The 22,065-nt window shown below is 50.4% G+C and carries 20 protein-coding genes and 1 other annotated feature; of the genes, 9 read left to right on the top strand and 11 right to left on the bottom strand.

The features are described from left to right. Positions 1 to 86: 86 nt before the first annotated feature. The 4 genes from K7397_RS09005 to K7397_RS08990 all read right to left on the bottom strand — a co-directional run bounded on the left by K7397_RS09005 (position 87) and on the right by K7397_RS08990 (position 6,069). The gene (locus K7397_RS09005) at positions 87 to 2,156 is read right to left on the bottom strand and encodes a peptidoglycan D,D-transpeptidase FtsI family protein (protein ID WP_223067613.1); all 2,070 of its coding nucleotides are present in this window, start codon (positions 2,154 to 2,156) and stop codon (positions 87 to 89) included. Positions 2,157 to 2,254: 98 nt separating this feature from the next. Continuing rightward, positions 2,255 to 4,276, bottom strand: coding sequence for a peptidoglycan D,D-transpeptidase FtsI family protein (locus K7397_RS09000; protein ID WP_223067612.1), 2,022 nt, complete (start codon positions 4,274 to 4,276; stop codon positions 2,255 to 2,257). A gap of 134 nt (positions 4,277 to 4,410) precedes the next feature. Beyond that, positions 4,411 to 5,547 (bottom strand): transglutaminase domain-containing protein, encoded by a 1,137-nt coding sequence (locus K7397_RS08995; protein WP_223067611.1) that lies wholly within the window; start codon positions 5,545 to 5,547, stop codon positions 4,411 to 4,413. Between the two features lie 78 nt (positions 5,548 to 5,625). Then, positions 5,626 to 6,069 carry a hypothetical protein gene (locus tag K7397_RS08990; protein WP_223067610.1) on the bottom strand — a complete coding sequence of 148 codons (444 nt, stop codon included), beginning with the start codon at positions 6,067 to 6,069 and terminating at the stop codon, positions 5,626 to 5,628. A 392-nt stretch (positions 6,070 to 6,461) separates the two neighbouring features. On the opposite strand from K7397_RS08990, the gene K7397_RS08985 reads away from it, so the two are divergent. After that, the gene (locus K7397_RS08985) at positions 6,462 to 7,625 is read left to right on the top strand and encodes an MFS transporter (protein ID WP_223067609.1); all 1,164 of its coding nucleotides are present in this window, start codon (positions 6,462 to 6,464) and stop codon (positions 7,623 to 7,625) included. 135 nt (positions 7,626 to 7,760) lie between these two features. Here K7397_RS08985 and K7397_RS08980 read toward each other — a convergent pair whose 3' ends face one another. Further along, on the bottom strand, positions 7,761 to 8,546 hold the full coding sequence (locus tag K7397_RS08980) for a DeoR/GlpR family DNA-binding transcription regulator (protein ID WP_223067608.1): 786 nt from the start codon (positions 8,544 to 8,546) through the stop codon (positions 7,761 to 7,763). Between the two features lie 150 nt (positions 8,547 to 8,696). On the opposite strand from K7397_RS08980, the gene K7397_RS08975 reads away from it, so the two are divergent. After that, on the top strand, positions 8,697 to 9,050 hold the full coding sequence (locus tag K7397_RS08975) for a toprim domain-containing protein (protein WP_337926702.1): 354 nt from the start codon (positions 8,697 to 8,699) through the stop codon (positions 9,048 to 9,050). Between the two features lie 111 nt (positions 9,051 to 9,161). Here K7397_RS08975 and cyoE read toward each other — a convergent pair whose 3' ends face one another. After that, a complete protein-coding gene (gene cyoE / locus K7397_RS08970) occupies positions 9,162 to 10,100 on the bottom strand; it encodes a heme o synthase (RefSeq protein WP_223067606.1) in 939 nt (312 codons plus the stop codon). A 320-nt stretch (positions 10,101 to 10,420) separates the two neighbouring features. Beyond that, positions 10,421 to 11,407 (bottom strand): tryptophan--tRNA ligase, encoded by a 987-nt coding sequence (gene trpS / locus K7397_RS08965; RefSeq protein WP_223067605.1) that lies wholly within the window; start codon positions 11,405 to 11,407, stop codon positions 10,421 to 10,423. 61 nt (positions 11,408 to 11,468) lie between these two features. Beyond that, positions 11,469 to 11,724, bottom strand: a binding site (T-box leader). Between the two features lie 137 nt (positions 11,725 to 11,861). Here trpS and K7397_RS08960 point away from each other — a divergent pair. Both K7397_RS08960 and K7397_RS08955 read left to right on the top strand, forming a co-directional pair. Next, on the top strand, positions 11,862 to 12,842 hold the full coding sequence (locus tag K7397_RS08960; RefSeq protein ID WP_223067604.1) for an aldose 1-epimerase: 981 nt from the start codon (positions 11,862 to 11,864) through the stop codon (positions 12,840 to 12,842). Between the two features lie 155 nt (positions 12,843 to 12,997). Beyond that, on the top strand, positions 12,998 to 13,213 hold the full coding sequence (locus tag K7397_RS08955) for an alpha/beta-type small acid-soluble spore protein (protein WP_223067603.1): 216 nt from the start codon (positions 12,998 to 13,000) through the stop codon (positions 13,211 to 13,213). Between the two features lie 144 nt (positions 13,214 to 13,357). On the opposite strand, the gene K7397_RS08950 is transcribed toward K7397_RS08955, so the two are convergent. Both K7397_RS08950 and K7397_RS08945 read right to left on the bottom strand, forming a co-directional pair. Beyond that, positions 13,358 to 13,777, bottom strand: coding sequence for an O-methyltransferase (locus tag K7397_RS08950; protein ID WP_420488768.1), 420 nt, complete (start codon positions 13,775 to 13,777; stop codon positions 13,358 to 13,360). Between the two features lie 255 nt (positions 13,778 to 14,032). Next, on the bottom strand, positions 14,033 to 15,838 hold the full coding sequence (locus K7397_RS08945) for a M3 family oligoendopeptidase (protein ID WP_223067602.1): 1,806 nt from the start codon (positions 15,836 to 15,838) through the stop codon (positions 14,033 to 14,035). A gap of 101 nt (positions 15,839 to 15,939) precedes the next feature. On the opposite strand from K7397_RS08945, the gene K7397_RS08940 reads away from it, so the two are divergent. Both K7397_RS08940 and K7397_RS08935 read left to right on the top strand, forming a co-directional pair. Further along, positions 15,940 to 16,101, top strand: coding sequence for a YycC family protein (locus tag K7397_RS08940; RefSeq protein WP_223067601.1), 162 nt, complete (start codon positions 15,940 to 15,942; stop codon positions 16,099 to 16,101). Then, positions 16,098 to 16,328, top strand: coding sequence for a hypothetical protein (locus tag K7397_RS08935; RefSeq protein ID WP_223067600.1), 231 nt, complete (start codon positions 16,098 to 16,100; stop codon positions 16,326 to 16,328). The genes K7397_RS08940 and K7397_RS08935 overlap by 4 nt, the downstream gene beginning before the upstream one ends. Before the next feature lie 184 nt (positions 16,329 to 16,512). Here K7397_RS08935 and K7397_RS08930 read toward each other — a convergent pair whose 3' ends face one another. Both K7397_RS08930 and K7397_RS08925 read right to left on the bottom strand, forming a co-directional pair. Then, on the bottom strand, positions 16,513 to 17,211 hold the full coding sequence (locus tag K7397_RS08930) for a DUF2225 domain-containing protein (RefSeq protein ID WP_223067599.1): 699 nt from the start codon (positions 17,209 to 17,211) through the stop codon (positions 16,513 to 16,515). A gap of 42 nt (positions 17,212 to 17,253) precedes the next feature. After that, positions 17,254 to 17,604, bottom strand: coding sequence for a globin domain-containing protein (locus K7397_RS08925; RefSeq protein WP_223067686.1), 351 nt, complete (start codon positions 17,602 to 17,604; stop codon positions 17,254 to 17,256). A 627-nt stretch (positions 17,605 to 18,231) separates the two neighbouring features. Here K7397_RS08925 and ylbJ point away from each other — a divergent pair. From ylbJ to K7397_RS08910, 3 genes are all read left to right on the top strand, one after another. Continuing rightward, entirely contained in the window at positions 18,232 to 19,476 is a 1,245-nt protein-coding gene (gene ylbJ / locus K7397_RS08920) for a sporulation integral membrane protein YlbJ (RefSeq protein WP_223067598.1), read from the top strand. Between the two features lie 114 nt (positions 19,477 to 19,590). After that, the gene (locus K7397_RS08915) at positions 19,591 to 20,775 is read left to right on the top strand and encodes a stalk domain-containing protein (protein ID WP_223067597.1); all 1,185 of its coding nucleotides are present in this window, start codon (positions 19,591 to 19,593) and stop codon (positions 20,773 to 20,775) included. A 262-nt stretch (positions 20,776 to 21,037) separates the two neighbouring features. Beyond that, positions 21,038 to 21,841 carry an NAD kinase gene (locus K7397_RS08910; RefSeq protein ID WP_223067596.1) on the top strand — a complete coding sequence of 268 codons (804 nt, stop codon included), beginning with the start codon at positions 21,038 to 21,040 and terminating at the stop codon, positions 21,839 to 21,841. Positions 21,842 to 22,065: the final 224 nt, after the last annotated feature.

Genomic DNA, 22,065 nt, shown 5'->3' with positions numbered 1-22,065 from the left:
AGAAGGGCTGCCCCTTCAAGCAGTAATAAAACTGCTCCTGGGACAGCCCTCGGTATTCCAGGGATTGCTGCCTGTCCGCAGCCCGATCAATGGTTGTTCGAAGTTCCGGCGTCTTCGGCCGCCTTGTTCGCCGCTTCCAGCGTTTTCTTCGGCACTCCGTCCAAGCCGTATTCATAATCATAGGCGTCAAAAATTTTGCGTGCAACCGGTGCCGCACTGTATGCGCCGAAGCCGCCTTCCGGTATAACGACCGCAACAGCCAGCTTCGGATTCTCCCGCGGCGCAAAGGCGATAAATACGCCGTTATCCACGTCTACCTTTTTACCGTTGCCGTAAATCGTCTGCGTGGATGTTCCTGTTTTGCGGGCGAAATCATAAGGAAAACCTTTGAAAGCTTCACGGACGTCCGTAGCCATCCCCTTCAGAATTTCATCCCAGTAGCCGCTCTTGAAATGAACCTGATTCAGAACTTTCGGTTTAAACTGCTTGACTACTTTGCCCTCGAAATCCGTAATTTTGTCTACCAGTTGCGGCTCCATTCGCTTGCCGCGCGTCGCCAGCATCCCCGCATATTGGGCAAGCTGCATAGTCGTATATTTCCCCTGCTGTCCGAAGGAAGCGTAAGCGAGCCGGGACAGGGACGTTTCTTTCTCGTTGACGTATTCGCGGTATCCTTTGTACTCGTCCGGCAGATCGACTCCGGTAAGCACTCCGAGCCCAAAGTCCTTCATGTATTTGTCCCACAGTGTAATGCCATCGCTGCCGGATTTTCGCCATAGGCGCTCTCCGATCATGTCCACCATAAAGGTATTCGAGGATTCGCGGATGGCCTCTGCCGGCGTGTTTAAATATCCGTAGGCATGGCCTTGCGAGTTGCGGACCCTGGAGGAGTCATTCTTCCCGAAGTAGGCTACGCCTGTATCGTTGTACGGAGTACTCGTCGTAAACAAGCCTTCGTTAAGGCCAATCATGACCGAAAGCGGTTTGACGGTGGAACCCATCAGCACAACCGATTCCGGGTGCACGCCCTTCTGGCCTGATGAGAAAGAGCGGATCGTTCCGTTCTGATATACGTTCTGAATCGCCTCATAGGCGGAAGGCGTAATGCTTCCGGTTCGCCATACATTCGGATCGTAATCCGGCATGCTGGCCATCGCGACGACTTTCCCCGTATTTACCTCCATCGCTACGGCAAAGCCTGTCTGGGCATTCGGATGATATTTGCCGCTGACCGGGTGATTATGCAGCCAATCCAACTGGTCGATGATCGCCTGCTCCGTCTTGAGCTGAATATTCTTGTTAATATTCAGGTGCAGGTCGTCCCCTTTCTCAGGCGGCGTAATTTCGGCTATACCGTCGGCCATATTGCGCGGATCAACCGGAATCGTTTTGTATCCGTTCTTGCCCCGCAGCTCATCCTGGTATTGGTATTCCAGGCCGTCAAATCCGACATCCTCAATATCGGTATACTGCAATCCCGGATCGTCAGAATTCGTGCTTCGAAGCTGTTTGTATTTATCAAGGCTGGTAGAAGCCCCTTTGAATTTCCTGATGTACCCGATAGTTTGAACCGCAACAGTATCCTTGTCGTAGTTCCGGACGCTTTCCTCAACGACGTCAACACCTGGAAAATCAGCCTTGTGTTCCATGAAATAAGCGACTTCCTTGTCGCTCAGCCCCACCTTCAACCTACGGGGCGCAAAGCCGCCGCTCTGCCTGGAATCAAGATCCATCGCTTCAACGACCCCGTCTGCCGTCATTTTACCGGCTACAGGGTCGCCGTAAGTATCGAATACTTTTACAATCTTCTTGGCAAGCTCCAGCGCCTCCGGCCGGTTTTTGGACCCGGTAGCGGTGCTGTAATCCTTCAGAAGAGTAATGTACAAGGATTGAACGGGGGTGGAATAGGCCAGTCTGGCCCCTGACGCATCATAAATACTGCCTCGTATTGGCGTAAGCGGCACCTTTTTCACCGTAAGACTGCTTTCTTGAGCCTGCAGGCTTGGGCCGTCCACAAACTGAAGAATGGCGAGACGAACGATAATCACGGTAAAAATAATAAAAGCGCTGAAAAAGAACACATTCAGGCGAATATTAAAATGGCGTTGGCGCGCAGCTTGCTGCTTCTCCTGGTCGTCCTGATAAACTTTCTTCATGCTCTGTTCTCTAACCCTACCTTCTATAATCTTGATGCTGCATCTCTATTCTAGCATAAGGCTGATCCTGTCTGCGAATTTCCCTGCCAGGATAACCTTTATTCAGTTGGCTGCGCTTCCTGAGCCATGTTCAAGTTTTTCTTCGGTATGCCGTCAAGGCCATATTCCTCGTCATATGCGTCAAAAATCTTCCGGGCTACCGGAGCCGCGCTTTCAGAGCCAAATCCGCCTTCAGGAATGACGACAGCTACCGCCAGCTTCGGATTTTCCCGGGGAGCAAAGGCGATGAACACCCCGTTGTCCGTTTGAATTCTTTGTCCGTTCATGTAGACATCCTGCGTGGAGGTCCCTGTCTTACGGGCAAAATCATAAGGAAAACCGTCAAATGAACTGACGTTGGTGGCCATTCCTTTTATCACTTCGTTCCAGTATCTGGATTTAAACTTAACCTGGTTCAGCACTTTGGGCTTGAACGTCTTCACCACCTTGCCGTTTGCGTCCGTAATTTTGCTGACAAGATGGGGCTCCATCCGCTTGCCCCGGTTGGCCAGCATCGCAGCGTACTGCGCCAGCTGCATTGTCGTATATTTGCCCTGCTGGCCCCATGAGGCATAAACCAGACGGGACAGCGCCGTCTCCGCTTCGTTCTTGTACTCCAGCGTTCCCAGATATTCCTTGGGAAGGTCAATTCCCGTCGAGACCCCGAGCCCAAATTCCTTCATGTACTTATCCCATTCGGCAATTCCGTCCGCTCCGTATTTGCTGTACATTCTCTTGCCGATCATATCGACCATAAACACGTTGGAGGAATGCCGGATCGCATCCGCCGGGGTTCTCAGATATCCATATACATGGCCTTGCGAGTTTCTGACGCTCGACCCGTCTTTACCGAAGGTAGCAATCCCGCGATCCTGGTAGGAGGTCGTCGTCGTGAACAGTTCTTCATTGAGGCCGAGCAGCACGGACAACGGCTTGATCGTGGAACCCAGAAGTACGACCGATTCCAGGTTATGACCGGACCGCCCCGAGCTGTAAGGCGTAATGGTGCCGTTCTGGTAATTTTCAATATTCCAGCCATCCAGCGTATTCGGATCGTAATCGGGCATGCTGGCCATGGCGATCACATGGCCCGTATTCACTTCGATCGCCACCGCATAGCCCGTTTGGGCGTTGGGATGGAGCTTGCCGCTGACCGGATGGGTATGAAGCCACTTCAACTGATCCGTAATCGCCCGCTGCGTCCGGAGCTGAACGTTTTTGTTAATCGTCAGATGCAGGTCGTTCCCTTTCTCCGGAGGCGTGATTTCGGCCAGCCCGCTGACCATATTCTGCGCATTGATAGGAACGCTTTTGAAGCCGTTGCGGCCACGCAGCTCCTTCTGGTACTGATACTCCAGCCCGTCATAGCCGACATCCTCGGTATCCGTGTACTGCAGGGAAGGATCCTGGGCTTTCATCGCTCTCAGCTTCTCATAGAGAGGCAGACTATAGGAAGCTCCCTTAAACTTCTTTGTATAACCGATCGTTTGCACAGCTACCCGGCTCCGGTCATAATGGCGGATGCTTTCTTCCACCACATCGATCCCGGGAAAAGCGTCCTTATGCTCCAAAAAATAAGCGACTTCCTCATCGCTTAAATTCTCCTTGAGCCGTCTTGGCGCGTAACCGCCGCTGATTCTGGAATCCAGGTCCATGGCGGTCACCACATCCTGGGCTGAAAGCTTTTCACCTTTGGGATCGCCATATTTATCGAACACTTTGACGATTTTGGCTGCAAGCGCAAGCGCTTCGGGCCGGTTCTCGGCCCCTGTCCCTTTGCTGTAATCTTTCATTAAAGTCATATATAAGGATTGAACAGGGGTAGAGTAAGCCAGCTTTGCGCCCGTTGCATCATAAATGGTTCCCCGGGTCGGTGGAAGAGGAATGTCCCTAACCGTAAGATTGCCTTCCTGGGCCGTGAGCGTAGGGCCTTCTACAAACTGGATGATCGCAAGCCTGACGATAATAACCGTAAAAATAGCAAATGCACTGAAAAAGAATATATTCAGCCGGATATTGAAATGCCGCTGTCTCGATGCTTCCTGCGCCTGCGGATCTTCACTGTAACTGTTCTTCTTCATTCCTTTTTTCTCCCGTGTCCAGAATTCAAAAAGCAGCGAATAGTTATTATGTCATATTTTAACACAATTCCCCCCCGCAAAAATTAAAAAAACGAAAGGATTCTTGATTTCAAGCATCCTTTCGTTACAAGGTTTTATCCGATTACTTTTTGCTGGACATGGGTTTTGGCGAAATCGGAAGGGTCAAACCAATTTCCGCTCTTCGCCCAGGTGGAATCGAGAGGAATCCACTTTTCGTCTACATAAACCTCATTCCAGGCATGCGCCCCGTAGCCGCCTTGTCCGTCAAACCCAAGTCCGGTGATGACCTTCACATCCAGCCCCTGCGAACGGGCCATTACGGCATACAGGCGGGCATAGTCGATGCACACCCCTTTTCGGGTATCAAACGTCATCTTGGGCGTCTGCTCATGCCATTCGTTCTTCTCTTCATAATCCTTCACTTTATCGTAATCATACTGGATTCTCGTTCCGATCCACTGGTACAGAAGACGCGCCTTCTCCCGGTCGCTGTCCGCACCTTTGACAATCTCCGCTGCCGCCTGATCGATGTCTTTCGGAATGTTGGCATCAATGATTTCATACTTGCGTTCAAAAATACCGTTCAGTTCATCTTCCATATTGCGCGTCAGAACCGGGAGCTTCTCCTTGATCAATTTGCCGGATAACGGCTCAATGATGACCTCGGCTCCTTGACGATATACCGGGGAAGCTTCCACATACCTGCTGAAGCTGCTGTCCGGAAAAATCGTTACGATGACAAACAGCAGCGCAATGAGCACCAGCCCGCGGAAAGCGCCGATGACGGCACCGATCAAGGCACCAAACAAGCGGCTCAGCAAGGATGAGCGCATTTCTTTTCTTCCCAGACTGAACAAGCTCATTCCTGGCAGAATCATCGTCACAAGCCCGAGTAAAAACCGGACAACCCAGTAGCATATGAAAAAGACGAGAATATAACGAGCCAGTTGAAAATCACGGATGGCGGCCGCCAGGGCGTACAGGCTCTGTTCCCACCTGCCAAGATCCCGATTTGGAATCTGGACGCTGGCCGTCAGCCACTGCTGTACTTTCGGGGACAAAAACGCCGTCAGCGGGATCGCAATCCCCAAGCTGACCGCCGTCATGATTCCTCCGCCTAGCAGCGAAAGCAGCCTTCCGGCCGATTTTGAAGTGCCGCGCAGCATTCCCTGCAGAATAGATCCCGCAATAACCAGGATCAATAAGATGTTTATCAGATTATAGCCTTGCCATTGTTGAAGCCCTGTCATGCGGGTTCCCCCTTCCTTGGCGCTTTTACGTCTTCAGTCTTTCGGAAAAGTTTCCCGGCAAGCAAACCGGCATCGTTCTCAATCTTTGCCGTGATGCTGCGCTTCCTTTATGAAGGCCTCAAGCGCATCACCGCGGCTCCACTCCCCGAGGGATACCCCGCGAAGGGAAACTTTCACCTTATCGCTGTTAGCCTCGCCGGTTACTTCCAGGTTCGGCGTAATGATGGTAAAAGAGCCGTCCTTATCCTGCTCGTATTTCGCGTCCTTCGCTTCATTTTTCATCAGATTCAGCGCCTCGTTCTTCATCGTGCTTATCGTCTCATTCTTAACCTTCGAAACCGCATTGCTGATATCGTTCAGGGATATTCCGCTATATACGATCAGAAAGGCAGCGATCGCAATAATAAATACCCATTTGACTACGGTTTTTACCAGGTTCGCAATAAGAACCAGCGCGACCAGCGCGACGACGATAATAAGCCAATTCTGCTTGAAAAAATCAATCCATACTTGGTAGTCCATCCGTACAACACTCCCGTAACAAAATTAGCGGATTTCAGGCATCCTGGTGCGAATGCACTATCCATTATACATGATCGCCAAATCCAGGGACAGCTTAACCCTGCCCTGCCAGGAATCTCCCGATCTTATTTCAAAAATGGCATAACTCGCCTCCGATTAACGTACAAGTAGAGCATGGCCCATTTTATGGACGGGCAAAAGTTTTGCTGCGACGTGTATTCAGGGAGCTTATGCTTCACAAAACCAAGCCTATGCTTCCGATGCAAGTTTTGTTGCGGCGTATATTCAGGGAGCTTATGCTTCACAAAACCAAGCCTATGCTTCCGATGCAAGTTTTGTTGCGGCGTATATTCAGGGAGCTTATGCTTCACAAAACTTTTAGGAGGTGACCTATGAAAATCGCCATCGGGCTTTACTTCTTTATGTTTATCGCCTTCTTCGACCTGCATGCCCAGTATCCGATTCTGACGCCTTTTGCGCTGTCGATCGGGGCGGCTCCCGCTTTTATCGGCTGGATGATGGGGATCTACGCCCTCACTCATTTGCCGGGAAATTTACTCGCCGGACACGGGGTCGACAAGCACGGGAGCAAGCGGTATATCGTCTTCAGCCTCACCTCCGCAGGTATTGTCCTGCTGCTGCAGGCGCACGTTACCGAGCCATGGCAGCTCCTTGGGCTCCGCTCGATCAGCGGGTTTGTGCTGGCGTTTCTGTCCCCGGCCTGCCTTGCTCTTCTGGCCTCCCTGTCGAAGGATACCGTTACCCAAGGCAAGCTGATGGCGGGCCATGGCGTCACCCATACGTTGGCATCGGTGCTGTCTCCTGCAGCCGGGGCGTTTCTCGTGAATATGGCCGGCTTTTCCCTGACGTTTCAATCCCTCGGCTGGGTGCTCATTGCTGCGGGAATCATCGCTATGTTCACCCTGCGGGGACAAGCCGCTTTCGTGCAGCGTCAATCAGCCCCGGCGCTCCCGGCAGCCGGCCCGAAGTCGATACTTCCCGAAATTCCCATATATTATTATGCGCTGCCGTTTGGCGTGGCGTGCTCGCAGGGCATTCTCTTCTTCGAGCTGCCTTTGCACGCCGGCGGATTGAACGGCATACTCCATACAGGCATCTATTTTTCGATTCTGAGCCTCGGTTCCCTGGTTACTCTGAGCATGCTGTTTCTTCACCGCTATTCGCCTTATTTAAGGGCACTGATTGGCGTTCTGGCTCTCGCCCTTTGTTTTTTCGCGCTGACGATGCCTGGTACGGTTCCGATGGAAGCTTCCCTGTTCCTTATGGGAATGTCAAAGGGGGTTATTTTTCCTGCCGTATCGTCCATGTTTATCGAATTAAGCGGAGGACAGCGTCTGGGAAGCGTGTTTTCGTTCCAATCCATCGCCATGTCGCTCGGCTCCTTCCTGGGCCCCATCCTTGCCGGGCAATTGCATCAGAAATGGTCGCCATACTTTTTGGCGTTCGTCCTGCTTATGCTGCTGCTCATCCTGCTGCCGCCTTACCGCAAGCTGCCCAAGCAGCCGATCTCTGCGGATACGCCGCCTGCTCTTTAAAATAACCCCACTAAGTGAGGCTTTTACTTTGAGGCGGATTCAGGTTCTTTACTTCGGACCCCGGTTCAAAAAGCTCCGCCTCGGGCGGAGCTTAAATGCAGTGGGGACGCCTTCTTCCTCCTCTATCGTCAACAGTCAAACTGTGTCCTCCTGGCCGGCGATCCATAGTTCGATGTTCTTCTCCATCAGCGTCCGCTTCCATTCTTCAGGACAATACCGGTCGGAAATGATGATGGATACGTCTTTTAAAGCGCAAATATGCGCAAAAGTCGTTTTTCCCATCTTCGTATGGTCGGCCAGAACGATGACGTCATCGGCCCGTTCCATCATTTTTCTGGAAATGTTCGCTTCCTGCAAATCATAATCGGTAATCCCGTCTACGCCCGAGACGCCGCCGGCGGAAATAAACGCCTTGTTCACCTTCAGTTGATCGAGCATCCATTCAGCCAGAGCCCCGTTGGCCGATTTCTGGACCACATTAACCTCGCCGCCGATAAAAATAATCCTTCCCTTAAACTGCTCCATCGCAAGCAGCATCGCGGGTGCAGAATGCGTAACAAGCGTCACGTTCTTCTTGCTCCCGAGAAACCGGATTATTTCCAAAGGCGTCGTCCCGTTGCCGAGCATGATGCTGTCCCCGTCTTCGACCAGCGAGGCCGCCAGCTTTCCGATCGCCCGTTTCTCCTCGGCATTCATCGACGTTTTCAGATCGAACGGCGGCTCCCAGGAATCGGACCCGGCTTTTACCGCTCCCCCGTACACCTTCTTCAGCTTTCCTTCCTTCTCCAGCCGGTCAAGATCGCGCCGGATCGTTTCCCCCGAGACATTCAAAAGCTCCGCAAGCGCCGGCACCTGAACCTTCTCCTCCTTCGCAAGAATTTCCAGAATCTTCTTTTTACGTTCTTCATAAGAAAGGGACATGAACCGCACCACCTTGAATTCTTTTATCAGGTTATTGTTTTGCATCATTCCGGTCTTTGCGTTTACACTATAGAAAAAGGTGAAGATAACAGTCCGTTCACCACCGGCCTCTTAAGATGGCTCACTTCTTCTGCAGCGAGGTGAATGAATGTGGCAGAAATTACGATTATTGTAGAGGGTAAAAATGACCGCGGCAAGCTTCGGCGTCTTTTGAGCCCCGAAATCAACATTGTATGTACCTTTGGGTCGATGAGCAGTCTTAAGCTGGAGCAGCTTCGCAAGCAGGTCGGCAATGACGAAGTGTACCTGTTCATGGACAACGATTCCTCCGGCAAAAAAATCAGGGCGATCCTTAGGGACGCCTTTCCCGACGCCGAACAGATCTATACCCGCAAGGGCTATGCCGGTGTTGAGGGGACTCCGGACGAATATGTGATCGCTCAGCTGGAGAAAGCCGGTTTGGAGGAGTTCATTATGTATCCTCCGCCTTTTTCCGAACTGTGACCCGTTCTTAATGATTTGGCCGCTACCCAAATAACCCCGTAAAGTGAAAACGTGCCCGAAGCAAGCAGCCTCGGACACGTTATTTTCGAGCTTCCGCAATTTGCCCTGATCTTACATATGCGGCGTATTCAGAAGCATGACGATCAGACTGATCGTCAAATAATTAATGGAGAAGATAAAAACTTTCTTCGACCAAGTTTCATCGTCCTGCTTTCTGAACCCTTTCAGGGCCATAAACAGCCAGACTGCCGACAGCGCTGTGCCAATGACCAGGAACCACATTCCGGTGTAGCCGTACACGTACATAATCGCCGGAATCGGAAGCAGCAGCGCGATATAAGGAATCATTTGGAGCTTTGTACGCTTGATCCCTTTCACTACTGGAAGCACCGGGAATCCGGCTTCACGGTACTCCTCGACGCGGCGGATTGCAAGCGCCCAGAAGTGCGGCGGCTGCCACAGGAACAGAACGGCGAAGATCATCCAAGTGCCAAGGTTAATTTGGCCCGAGGCCGCCACGTAGCCAATAACCGGCGGCATTGCACCGGAGATGGCCCCAACCGAAGTGCTCCACGTGGAAGTGCGTTTCAGCCACATGGTATAAATGCCCGCGTACACGATCAAGCCTACGATGCCAAATAATCCGGCCAGAACACCTGAGAACAGGAACAGCACGGCAAGACCGGCTGCACCCAAAATGGCTCCATACCACAAAACGGTCTTCGGCGAAAGCTTCCCAAGCGGAAGGGCCCGATTCTGGGTACGGGCCATCTTCATATCCATCTCGCGGTCATAGTAGTTGTTAAACACACAAGCTCCCGCCATCACAAGTACGGTTCCGACCATTGTCAGAATGAGCTTGAAAATATCCGGAGACCAATAAGAAGCTAGCCAAAAGCCCGCAAAGGTTGCAATGAGATTGGACCGAAGAATTCCCGGCTTCGTAAGCGCAACGAAATCACGCCAGGTGGCAGACTCGCTGGGCGGAGTAGGTCTGACAGACAGCGCCGCGGCATCCGAACCTGCCTGATATCTGAATGGTTTGCCCATGTTACTTTTTCCTCCCTAACAAATAACTTCAAACTGGAGGGCCACTAGCCCTGACAAGCAAACTTTGGAGGGCAAAATATCCTCCAAATCATTTGTCTTGTTAACATCAGTTTAACAATAGAAAAAGATTTAAATTCAATCCCCGCTATAAACTTTATCATATTAATCGGAGATCATGTTTGAATATAGCGCTGAAATCATGATTTTTGTATGACAATTTCGTGACATGGATTAAATAAGTCTACCAACTAAAAAAAGACGCCGGGCGGCGTCCTTTTTAATTACCTAAGCGCTGTCTTTCGGTATTGCCAGTCAGCTTATTAGCCTCTTGGGAGGAATCCCATTAAATGCTGGATTTCCTTCAAATTTTTTGCCGCGATTTCACCGGCGCGCTCAGCGCCTTCACGTAAAATATTGCGGATTTCGCCGGATTCGCGGATTTCGCGATATTTTTGCTGAAGCGGCTCCAGAACCGAAACCACCACTTCGGCCAGATCTTTCTTGAACGGTCCATACATCTGGCCTTCATACCGCTGCTCCACTTCGGCTACAGACAACCCGGAAATCTGGCTGTAAATGCCGATCAGGTTGCTGACCTCCGGTTTGTTTGCCGGATCATACTTTACCTCACGGCCCGAATCCGTCGTTGCCCGGCTAATCTTCTTCCGGATTACATCGGGAGGGTCCAGAAGCGCGATATAGCTGCCTTCGTTCGGATTGCTCTTGCTCATTTTCTTGGAGGCATCGTCCAGCGACATAATGCGTGCGCCCACCTCGGGAATATACGGCTCAGGGATCGTAAAATAGTTCCCGAAACGGTGATTGAAGCGTCCGGCGATATCACGCGCCAGTTCCAAATGCTGTTTCTGATCCTCTCCTACCGGAACAAGGTCCGTATTAAACAATAGAATATCCGCAGCCATCAGTGACGGATACACAAACAAACCGGCGCCAACCGAATCCTTGCCTGCCGACTTGTCCTTAAATTGAGTCATACGCTCCAGTTCGCCCATTGAAGTGAGCGTAGTCAGCAGCCAACCGAGCTCCGCATGCTGGGGTACATGCGACTGCATGTAAACATTGGATTTGGAAGGATCGATCCCTGCCGCAATGTACAAGGTCGCGACTGCTTCGGACTGCTCTCTGAGCGCTTCGGGATCTTGCGGGACGGTTATAGCATGAAGGTCCACAATGACAAAGTTGCACTTGTAGTCATCCTGCAGCTTGACGAAATTTTTAATCGCTCCGATATAGTTGCCAATGGTAAGCTTTCCGCTCGGCTGAATGCCGGAAAATACGGTTTTCAAAACAAATCTCCTCCTTGGGTAAACTTAGGAAACTTCTGCAACCAAAAAAGGCCCCGCGTCCGCAAGGGACGTGAGACCGTGGTACCACCCTAATTCGCCGGACCTCCTTCAGACATAGTCAAAAGACACCGGCCTTATGATTCCTTAACGCGGAAGCAACGTCCGGCTATACTTGGCTTAAGGTCCGTCCTGGCCTTGTCCGTTCCTGCCGGCGCTCAGGGGTCCATTCATCCGTGTATCTTTCCGCCGGTTCGCATCAACCACCGGCTTTCTGCAGGAAAACATACGCGTTTACTTGTCCCCGTCAACACTTTATGTTAGATATGAGTTGATATATGTTCATCATATAGAGGTCGCAAAGGCAAGTCAAATCCATTTTTACGTCCCCCATCAAAAAGTGTTATTATAAGCTTAGCACAGATTTCTGAATTATTATGGGAAAAGGAGCAAAGACATGAAAAGAGTGACCAAAGGGCAATGGAATGGTTACGACACGTACATCTTACATAGCCACGAACTTGAAGTCACGCTGCTGCCTCGTCTCGGCAACAATGTAATCGGGATCAAGGACCTGATTCAGCAGCGAGAAGTGCTGCGCCGGCCCGAAGAGAGCGATCTGGACTTTTACCTGCAGAAACCTTACCATTTCGGCATCCCTTTGCTCATCCCGCCGGGAAGAATTCGTAGAGGACGATTTTCCTATGCGGGCCAAAATTACCAATTCGACCAGAATACCGCCAATAACAATCATATTCACGGGCTCCATCGGACCCAAAACTGGTGTGTAAGCGACATTGAAGAAGATGAAGAAGGTTGCTCGGTGACTACCGAGTTTAAAACAGCGGATGATCCGAACTGGATACGCCAATACCCTATACCGCTTAAGCTGGAAATGACGCTCCGCCTTCAGGGCCAGGAACTTACCCAAACCTTCCGCATTTCCAATCTGGGGGACACCGCCGCACCGTTTGGCCTGGGCTTACATACCTGGTTCCTGATCGACAGCGAACCTGAGAATTGGAATCTCAAGCTGCCTGTTAGCAAAATTTATTTATCCGACGAAGAAATTGTAACCACAGGGGAGACCGCTTCGCTTGGAGCCCTGGAAGCATTAAATGAAAGTCTTAATCTGAAAGGCGCCAATTTCGATACGATGCTGCAAATCGGCGGCAAACCGGCAGAAGCGCTGCTCATGCGTACAAACGGGTACGGAGTCAAGTATTCGGCCGATCCTGCCTATTTCAAGCACTGGGTCCTTTATACGAAGGGAGAAGCGGATCAGTTTCTATGCATTGAGCCTTATACCTGGCTCCCTAATGCTCCTAATCTGGACATTTCGCCGGAAGAGTGCGGCTTGATCGATCTCAAACCCGGGCAAACACTGGACCTTCAATTGAAGATGGAAGTCGTCTATCCTCCGGATGAAGAATCATAAGAGTCATTTTAAGCCCGCGCGAAATGCGCGGGCTTTGCTGTGGTCTGCCTGGTAAACAGGAAATAATTACACCCGTGCTTATTTGAAAAGAATAGCGCATATTTTCGGCTTTTCGAATCATACTAAACTCACAACGGACAAAGGGGGTGACAAACATGGCAGGATCACGCAACCGTTCCAATAACCTGGTTGTTCCTCAAGCTACCGCCGCTTTGCAGCAATTGAAAGTTGAAGCTGCACAACAACTGGGCGTACAAATTCCACAAGACGGATACTACGGTAACTACACTTCCCGTGAAACTGGTTCCCTCGGGGGCTACATCACAAAGCGTTTGGTACAATTGGCGGAACAGCAATTGTCGGGAAAATAATCCTGTAAATATGCTTTTCCTTTTTAACACAATGATAAAGAGACAGACGGTATGCCGTAATTGGCATGCCGTCTGTTTGTTTGTAGCGTTTCCGTTTCGAACCATGAATAACCCGGCGGGCAAACCGCCGGGCTTTCGTCTGGCTTAAGACAGATCCTTCAACTCCCCGTATGTATGAAGGTTCGCAGTTCTCGGATAGCGGATCATCAGATTGGCCATATTATAGTTGGATTCGAGCGTAGCATCCACGATGATGATACCCTGCCTCACTGCAAATTCATAGCTGATTTCTCCATGAGTCCAATACTTCTTGAATTTTAGAGCTTCGATGGCCATGCTTCGGAAGGAGCTAAGCTGTACGGCGTTTAGTCCGTTTGGCTCATCCGGCAAACGACCATTTCTGCAGGCAATGGGATTGTGCCTGATCCCAAATTTGCCTATGGCATTGTTCCTAATCTGAATAAATACGGTTCCCGAGGTTAATCCGCCAAGCTCTGATTCCAATTCCTTAAATACCAAATCCAGCTGTCTGGCTAGTGAAAATTGATCTGTCTTCAGCTTTATCACTCCCTTATGCTGATATTTCTCCCTCTAAATAGGGCTTATGTCACATTATATTCCAATATTCGATGGATTAACAGCAATATGGTACATTTTTAGGTATTTTTTCCTATTAGATTTATGTATAACCTGTGGATGACTCTTCCGTTTCGCTAAAAATATTTACGTTTCGACAGATTTCTTAACGTTTGGAAAAAGCGGCCCCTGGGGGCCGCTTCTCTTCTTCTGATGCATTTCTTCATATGCATCTAAATTAGATTATTCTGTCATCGCAAGGAACTGCTCCACATCTTTAACAGAAACCGAAATCGCTTCGCGCCAGAAATCCGGTTTCGTCAAATTGACGCCAAGATGTTTCTGCGCCAGATCCTCAACCTTCATGCGCCCTGTATCCTGCAGGAGCGCGTCGTATTTTTCGGCAAAGGAAGGGCCTTCCGCCTGTGCACGCGCAAAGATACCGCTGCTGAATAGGAAGCCAAACGTATATGGGAAGTTATAGAAAGGAACGCCCGTAATATAGAAATGCAGCTTGGACAGCCAGAAATGAGGATGATAGGAACCAAGCGCTCCGCAGAAGGCTTCCTTCTGGGCTTCCTCCATCAAGCGGCACAAATCGTCCGTGCTGAGCAGACCTTCCTTGCGCTCCTCATAAAAACGCGTCTCAAACAGGAAGCGGGCATGGATATTCATGAAGAAGGCCACGCTGCGCTGAACCTTCTCTTCCAGAAGCGCCAGCTTCTCTTCTTTGCTTTCTGCCTGGCTCACTTGAGCGGAAGACAAAATATTCTCGGCAAAGGTCGAAGCCGTCTCCGCCACGTTCATCGCATAATCTTGGCAGAATGGCGGCAGATTCTTCAGCAGGAACGAATGGTAAGCGTGTCCGAGCTCATGCGCCAGGGTCGAAACGTTGGAAGCCGTGCCTCCAAAGGTCATAAAGATCCGGCCTTCCTTGCTTTCCGTCAGCGGTGTGTAGAATCCCCCGGGTCTCTTGCCGGGACGGTCTTCCGCTTCAATCCAGCTGTTATTGAAGGCATTCACGGCAAACTCGGCCAGCTTCGGATTGAAACCGCCAAATTCCTTGACAATGGTTTCGGCTGCTTCGTCGTAAGGAATTTTGCCGCCGGCTTTGCCACCCAGCGGAGATTCAACGTCAGCCCAACTGAGCTTCTCTACGCCCAGCAGCTTCGCTTTGCGTTCCAGATATTTTACAAATACCGGCTTATATTCGTTAATCACCTGCCACATCGTATCCAGCGTTTCACGGGACATCCGGTTAATGGCAAGCGGTTCTTTCAGCACATCCTCCCAGCCGCGTTTCCCGTAAAGCTTAAGTCTAAAGCCGGCGAGCCGGTTCAGCGTGTCCGCGCCAAAGTCGGCCAGCTCCGCCCATTTCTCTTCCCATGCCGCAAAAACTTCCTCACGGACGCTGCGATCAGGATCATGCAGCTTGTTGTGCGCCTGTCCGGCGGAAAGCTGCACGGTCTCTCCCTTCTCATCTGTGAAGGGGAGACTGAACTTGCTGACAATCGTATCGTAATGCTCGCTCCAGCCTTCATACCCGTCAACAGCCAAATCGAGCGCAAGGCCCTCAAGCTCGGGAGAAAGCTTTTCTTTGGCCCGTTCCCGGCTTTCTGTCAAAGTAAACGCGATAGGAGCTATTTCTTCCCGGGCTACCCATTCCGCAAACACATCTTCTTCCGTAGAGCGAAGTACATTCTCAAAGACCGCTGTAACGGATTTGAGCCGCGCTCCAAGCGTGCTTAACCGATCCGAGAGCTGAATGGCTTTCTTGTCGCTCGTGTTTTGGGCGGTCAAGCAGCCGATAAAGCTGCCGGCTTCGGTGATTCTCGAATACACACCCTGCAATTGTTCAATAAAGGGATCGAACTCTTTGGTTCCCTGAATGCTGGAGGGAGCTTTCGCTTCCTTCGCAATTTTTTCCATTCCCGCAACATCCTGTTCGAGCTGGGTCAAAAAAGTTTTAAGCTCGGAAGACTCCGAGCCTCCTGGAAATACCGATTCCAAATCCCAGGTTAAACTTAACGGCTTGTTCAATTGACTCATAAATAAAAGCATCCTTTCTGTGAGGGAGGTTGATACTGCACCGATCAAAAGTGTATAACTATGGTATAGTCCTATGCAGGACAAGACAGGAGGCATAACGTATGAGACCATTACAAATTTCACCGGAAACGGCCGTAAAGCTGTCCGAGAAGCTTGGCGTCCCTATAGAGCAGCTTATGCATATGCCGCAGCATATTTTGATGCAGAAACTGAGAGAGCTCGCCAAGGAAAATTCCCCCAAGGGAGATCCGAAAAGCGAATGATACCCTTCAACAAAGCGCTGCCTTATGATATAACGATGGGCGATGTTTATGTACCGGAATGTCCCTTCTGCGGGAGGGAGAACATCCTCATTCCGATGAAACCGCGCGAAATAAAAAGCGTTCGTGAAGGAAAAAAGAAGCTCCTGGTATTTCCCTGCTGCTATCATAAGCTGACCGTTCTGGACAGCGACGACGACTACCTGCTGACGGACACCGTTGTTCGTTAACGCCGGGCATCCGTATCGGAATTGAAGCAGACCGGCCGGCAATCTCCCCGCAAAGTGACGTGTACCCTGAAGCTTATACGATTGCCTTGCGGGGGACCCAAAACTTGCAGGCGCTATGCTTGTAAGCAAGCGGCCGGCTTCACTTTACCGGACTGTAAGGCTGTAAGCCCGTGAGGCCGTGAAGCTAGCCCTTCATTTCCTCCGGCAGCTCATGCTTCGCTTCCAGCATCTGTTCGCGAAGAACGCCCCATTGGGCGCGGGAAGCGGAAATCATGGCCGCATCCACAATCTTCTGGTCGTTGATCACCCTTGAGTACCAGCGAACGGCTTCCGGGAAGTTCCCGGTTCTCCTGTGGAGTTCGCCGATCAGATACATTAAGCGGGCGTCGCCCGCACCAAGCCCTTCATACTCAAAAACTCTGATGTATGCTTCCAGGCTGTATTTCAGAAAACGCTGCTCCTGTTCCTCATTCCCTTTGTAGCGGTAAAGCCACGCTATGTGGTGAAGAAGGCTCGCAATGATTGTTTCCTTCTCGTTTATCGCCTGCGCACACAGCAAAGCGAGCTTGTAGCTTTCAAGAGCTGTCTCCCAGTCCCTGTGTCCGCTGTAATCGCGCGGAAGAAGCCGCGAACCGAGTGCTTTGTCAAATTCGCTGCGCTGCTTCTTGTTAATGCGTTCACCAAAATTTTCCGTAAACGCAAATCCGCAATGCGGACAAACCTTGACGACGTAATAATCGGGATTTTCGCTCGAATAATATCCGCAAAAATCGGCATCCGAACGAATTGCCCTTTTGAAGCTGGGCCTAACTCTGGAGGTTGCAAAAGTTTGTTCACACAAAATGCAGGTAACATTCGTGGAATAAAGCGGCTCAAGTTGCATGACCTAATCCTTCCTTCCCGTTTTGGAGCCAAGTAGCTTCTCTTATTGGGTATTTATAAAATGCATCGCCGGCCCCGACAAGCGCTGCAGCACCATGCTTCTCAGCGGTTCCTGGACGCCTGCTTCGGTTAAAGCCTCTCCCATGCAGGACAGCCATGCCTCTGCACGCTCCAAAGTTACAGGAAAGGGCAGATGGCGGGCGCGCATCATTGGATGGCCGTAGGCATCCGAATACAGGGATGGTCCGCCAAAAAACTGGGATAGAAACATGTATTGCTTCTCCATTACCGGATCAATATCTTCCGGAAACAAGGGCCCAAGCAGCGGATTGCGCTGAACCCGGGGATAAAAGGCCTCCACAATGCTGCGAATCGTTTCTCCACCCCCCAGCATTTCATATAAGCTTTGCCCCTGTTCTGGGTTCTTGTCCACTAGGTCACCACCTTCTGCAATGTGTCTTCGTTAGCTATAACATGTATTATATCAAATAATTTGCTAAAAAAACCCTTGGTTAATTAATCGGCATTTCAGGCGTTTTAGATTAGAAAACTGAGGCAAGCCTCAGGTCTTTTATCGTGTTAAGTGAAACAGGCGGCCACTCCACCCTCAATCCATCCTTTTTCCCCTTTCTGATCTGCTTCGAGCCCAAGCTGGCGGTTCTTTACACCGCATGCATTCGCTGAAAACAAAAAAAGGACGCTTGACAGCGCCCAATACCCTCTTGTGTGAAATTTTCAATAACTGCGCCAATCCTCTTCACCTGAACGGACCAGAGAGGCGCGTATGACATATACAAATGCACATACGAGAACACCTGCAACAAAACTCATTGACATCACTCCGCTCATAAGGATTTTTGAACTCATAAGAGATCGCGATGCTTTACATCACCTATTTTATCATATCCAGGGAAAAAAATCAGCTTGCAGCAAACGCTTTCCTGTTTTTTTTGTACTGTTTGTCCTTCCGCATTCATACATGTAATGATGATCCAAACAAATTTAAGTGGAGGCGTGTCCGATGCCTATATCCAGACTGGGCCTGCCGATTATCTTGCTGGGGCTTGCCGCGCTCTCTTTGCTCGCGCTTGCCTTTCCGCAATCATCCTTGGACGCCGCGGTACGCGGGCTGACGATCTGGTGGGATGTCCTGTTCCCCTCGTTATTTCCATTCTTCGTCATATCCGAGGTGCTGCTTGGATTCGGAATCGTCCATTTTCTTGGAAAACTGCTGGATCCTCTGATGAAGCCGGTCTTCCGCATTCCCGGAAGCGGCGGGTTCGTGGCTGCCATGGGCTTTGCCGCGGGCTATCCAGTAAGCGCCAGATTAACAGCCAAGCTGCGCGAGCAAAATCTGGTCAGCCGTGAAGAGGGCGAGCGGCTGGTCTCCTTCACCACCTCTTCCGATCCCATTTTTCTGATCGGTGCGGTGTCCGTCGGATTCTTCCACAACTCCAAGCTGGCCGGTGTTCTGGCCTTGGCCCATTACGGAGGCTCTATAATCATAGGCTTGCTGATGCGGTTCCACGGCCGCCCCGTAACGGGGCAGCCTAACGGAAACACCGCCAAAGCGGATCCAATATCTGAAGGCTCCCGCCTTAAAGCGGCTGTTCTCGCCATGCATCAGGCCAGAATTGCCGACGGCCGGGAGCTTGGCGAGCTTCTTCGTCAGGCTATTTCTTCCTCTATAAAACTGATGACCATTGTCGGCGGACTCGTCGTCTTTTTCTCCGTGTTTCTGGAGGTGCTTTCCGCGTCGGGACTGATGACTTCGCTTTACGAAGGACTTCGCTTCATCCTGCCTGTCATCGGGCTTCCTTCCGCGCTTTCCGAGCCCTTCGTCAGCGGCTTGTTCGAGGTGACCCTTGGTGCTAAAAACGCGGCTGCCGCCGCCTCCGGAATCCCTCTCTCTTATAAAGCGGCTGCCGCTGCGTTTATATTGTCCTGGGGAGGCCTGTCGGTTCATGCCCAGGTCGCCAGCATACTGAATGCAAGCGATCTGCGGTATATGCCGTTCATGATCGCCCGCTTCATTCATGCCGTTATATCCGCAGCACTGCTTCTAATGATTTGGCCGTTCTTCGGCATGGACAATCAGGCAATGGCCCCGCTGCCCGCCCCCCTCCCGGCAACCGTATATCGAGTTGATTCCGGCATTGGGAACTTGGGTTATGGCTTAAGCATGCTGGTTGTACTGCTTATTGTGTCATTTTTCCTCATTCTCATTCAGAAACTGAGGTTCCGGTTTAAGACCAGGCGGGGGTGACCCCTGATCCTGAGGACGCTGCACTCAATAAATAAACGTAGACAGAAATGAAATACAGATGGTATTATATACCTATTTTATACAATATCATCATTTTTTTAAGGGGATTGATTTATGAAAAAAATCGCAACTCTGGCAGCAAGCGCGGTATTGGCCACAGCTTTAATCCTTCCAGCCTCTGCCGCAGGCAACCCGATTGGAGTTACCGTAGATGGTAACGTACTGCATTTTTCCGCCGGAACCCCATATTCCGAGAACGGTACCACCTTTGTTCCTTTCCGGGCTATTTTCGAAAAATTGGGGCTCCAGGTTTCCTGGGATTCCAAAACCAAAAAAGTTACCGGCAAAAAGAACGGCCTTTCCATCGAATTAACGGTAGGCAGCCGAACCGCGAAAGTAAACGGCGTTTTGAAGAATCTTACACTTGCGCCGGCAGTGCGCGGGAATACGGTCTATGTTCCTCTGCGCTTTATCAGCCAGACAGCCGGAGCTGACGTGAACTGGAACGCTGATACATCAACCGTTGAGATTCAAACAAGCGAAGCCAAAGAGCTGGCAAAGAACGAAATTCGCGCGCTTCTTGATCAGATGAACAAAAGTCTGAATGAAGAAGATGTTGCCGGTTATATTGCCCTGCTCGACCCGGATACCGTGGATGACGAGTTGAAGCAATCACTTCAGGACTATTTGGATACATACGATACTTCGTTCTCCATCGCGAGTATCGAGTTCGGCTATATTAGCGGCAGTGAGGCTACCGTTTATACAGTAGAACAAAGCAAACGCATCGGAGGAGATTACGCTCCGGATTCGGAAGACAGCTATGAATATTCGCTTGTGAAGAAGGATGGGGTCTGGAAGATCAACAGCGTTGATATGTACGCCCAAACGGTGCTCCCTCCGGACCTTTCCCAAACCGTTACGGTGCCTTCGAACGAGGAGAGTGCCATCAAATCGGTGTTTGAACAAAATTTCAAGGACATCAACGAGAAAAATTTGGACGGTATACTGAGTGCCATTGTCCTGCCGGAGGATTCGGAAGAACTGCAGGATATGAAGGACTTCTACCAGGATTATTTGAACAACTATTTTATTAAGAGCACCCTGGAGAAGCAGCAGATTATTTATTACAGCAAAAACAAGGCTGCCGTCTATTTGGAGAGCAGCACCCTGGAGAAGGAAGACAGCAAGACGATAACGATCAAAACCCAATCGATTCAAACCCTGACCAAATCATCCGATGGAAAATGGCTGATCGATGAAGCTTACACCATTTCGGCAGAACCCACCGAAGAATAAATATTATTTTTTCAGAAAAGGAAGCTGGCCGGTTTCCCGGCGTACAGCAGGCAGCCTTCTTGATGAGGCTGCCATTTTTTGTACATAATATTTGTATGCGCTGCAGCATCATTTCGGGTCCAAAGAGGATATTGTTGTCCAGGCATGAATTGGCTATGATCGTTTCTGGCGGCTGTATCTATAGCGCAATTATGGTAAACTGTCATTTTAAGTTATAATAGGTTGTAAAGTGACCATCACACCTGTTAAAGGAGCTTCCAATTTGAGATATTACGTTCTAGACCGAGGGGACGATCTATCCGTCGAATTGACCGAACAATTCCACAAGCTCGCAGGGGAGCAGGGATTTGAGCTGGATGCCAAATCTCCCGAAATTGTTGTTTCCATCGGTGGCGACGGGACGATGCTGCATGCATTTCACACGTTTATCGACCGGATCCCTTCCATCGCTTTCGTGGGCATACATACTGGACATCTTGGTTTTTATGCAGACTGGAAGGCCGATGAAATTCCTGAACTGATTTCCCTAATGAGCGGTCAGGGAGGACCGGGTACGCCCAAACCAAGAATCGTGAACTATCCGCTGATTGAGGTTGAAATCACAAAGAAATCGGGGAAGGCTTCCTACATTTGCCTGAACGAATTCACCCTGAAGAGCGTTGACGGGACCATTGTCGCCCAGGTCGATATCAATGACCGTCTGTTTGAAATGTTTCGGGGAGACGGAATCTGCGTGTCCACTCCTTCAGGAAGTACGGCCTACAACAAAAGTCTTGGCGGCGCAATGGTTCATCCGTCGATAGAAGCGCTCCAACTGTCCGAAATAGCTTCCATCAATAACCGTGTTTACCGGACGATGGGGTCATCGCTCGTGCTTCCGAAGCATCACCACTGCGATATCTACTCGCGTAAGGAACAGAATTTGCTCATCACCATCGACCATATTAACCTTCACATGAACGATCTGGTCTCTGTCAGATGCCACGTTGCAAGGCAAAAGATCAGTTTCGTGCGCTACCGTCCGTTTCCTTTCTGGGAACGGGTACGCAACGCTTTTCTGGATTAAATCGCAATCTCCGTATCAGCGAAAAGTATTGGAATACACTTATTTCGAGCCGATAAACAGAGCTGCTATGTTTAAACACAAACAGGGTGTCCCAAAAGCCATACAAATGGCTGCTGAGACACCCTTTTTTTGGGCAGAGGCTCCGCAAACGGATTCTTGTTCTTAGTCGCCTGTAGTCTTCACACGCACTGAAAGAAGGAGCTGTCCCCAGTAGTCAGAAGCTA

Origin of the sequence: Paenibacillus caui (assembly GCF_019904135.1) — a bacterium.
GTDB lineage: Bacteria > Bacillota > Bacilli > Paenibacillales > Paenibacillaceae > Fontibacillus > Fontibacillus caui.
This window is presented reverse-complemented; position numbering and strand designations above follow the sequence as displayed.

Coding starts and splice junctions, on each gene's coding strand:
- K7397_RS08945 (WP_223067602.1), bottom strand. CDS start 15,838: ATGAGTCAATTGAACAAGCCGTTAAGTTTAACCTGGGATTTGGAATCG.
- K7397_RS08985 (WP_223067609.1), top strand. CDS start 6,462: ATGAAAATCGCCATCGGGCTTTACTTCTTTATGTTTATCGCCTTCTTC.
- K7397_RS08955 (WP_223067603.1), top strand. CDS start 12,998: ATGGCAGGATCACGCAACCGTTCCAATAACCTGGTTGTTCCTCAAGCT.
- cyoE (WP_223067606.1), bottom strand. CDS start 10,100: ATGGGCAAACCATTCAGATATCAGGCAGGTTCGGATGCCGCGGCGCTG.
- K7397_RS08935 (WP_223067600.1), top strand. CDS start 16,098: ATGATACCCTTCAACAAAGCGCTGCCTTATGATATAACGATGGGCGAT.
- K7397_RS09005 (WP_223067613.1), bottom strand. CDS start 2,156: ATGAAGAAAGTTTATCAGGACGACCAGGAGAAGCAGCAAGCTGCGCGC.
- ylbJ (WP_223067598.1), top strand. CDS start 18,232: ATGCCTATATCCAGACTGGGCCTGCCGATTATCTTGCTGGGGCTTGCC.
- K7397_RS08980 (WP_223067608.1), bottom strand. CDS start 8,546: ATGTCCCTTTCTTATGAAGAACGTAAAAAGAAGATTCTGGAAATTCTT.
- K7397_RS08925 (WP_223067686.1), bottom strand. CDS start 17,604: ATGCTGGGGGGTGGAGAAACGATTCGCAGCATTGTGGAGGCCTTTTAT.
- K7397_RS08915 (WP_223067597.1), top strand. CDS start 19,591: ATGAAAAAAATCGCAACTCTGGCAGCAAGCGCGGTATTGGCCACAGCT.
- K7397_RS08995 (WP_223067611.1), bottom strand. CDS start 5,547: ATGACAGGGCTTCAACAATGGCAAGGCTATAATCTGATAAACATCTTA.
- K7397_RS08960 (WP_223067604.1), top strand. CDS start 11,862: ATGAAAAGAGTGACCAAAGGGCAATGGAATGGTTACGACACGTACATC.
- K7397_RS08930 (WP_223067599.1), bottom strand. CDS start 17,211: ATGCAACTTGAGCCGCTTTATTCCACGAATGTTACCTGCATTTTGTGT.
- K7397_RS09000 (WP_223067612.1), bottom strand. CDS start 4,276: ATGAAGAAGAACAGTTACAGTGAAGATCCGCAGGCGCAGGAAGCATCG.
- K7397_RS08990 (WP_223067610.1), bottom strand. CDS start 6,069: ATGGACTACCAAGTATGGATTGATTTTTTCAAGCAGAATTGGCTTATT.
- K7397_RS08940 (WP_223067601.1), top strand. CDS start 15,940: ATGAGACCATTACAAATTTCACCGGAAACGGCCGTAAAGCTGTCCGAG.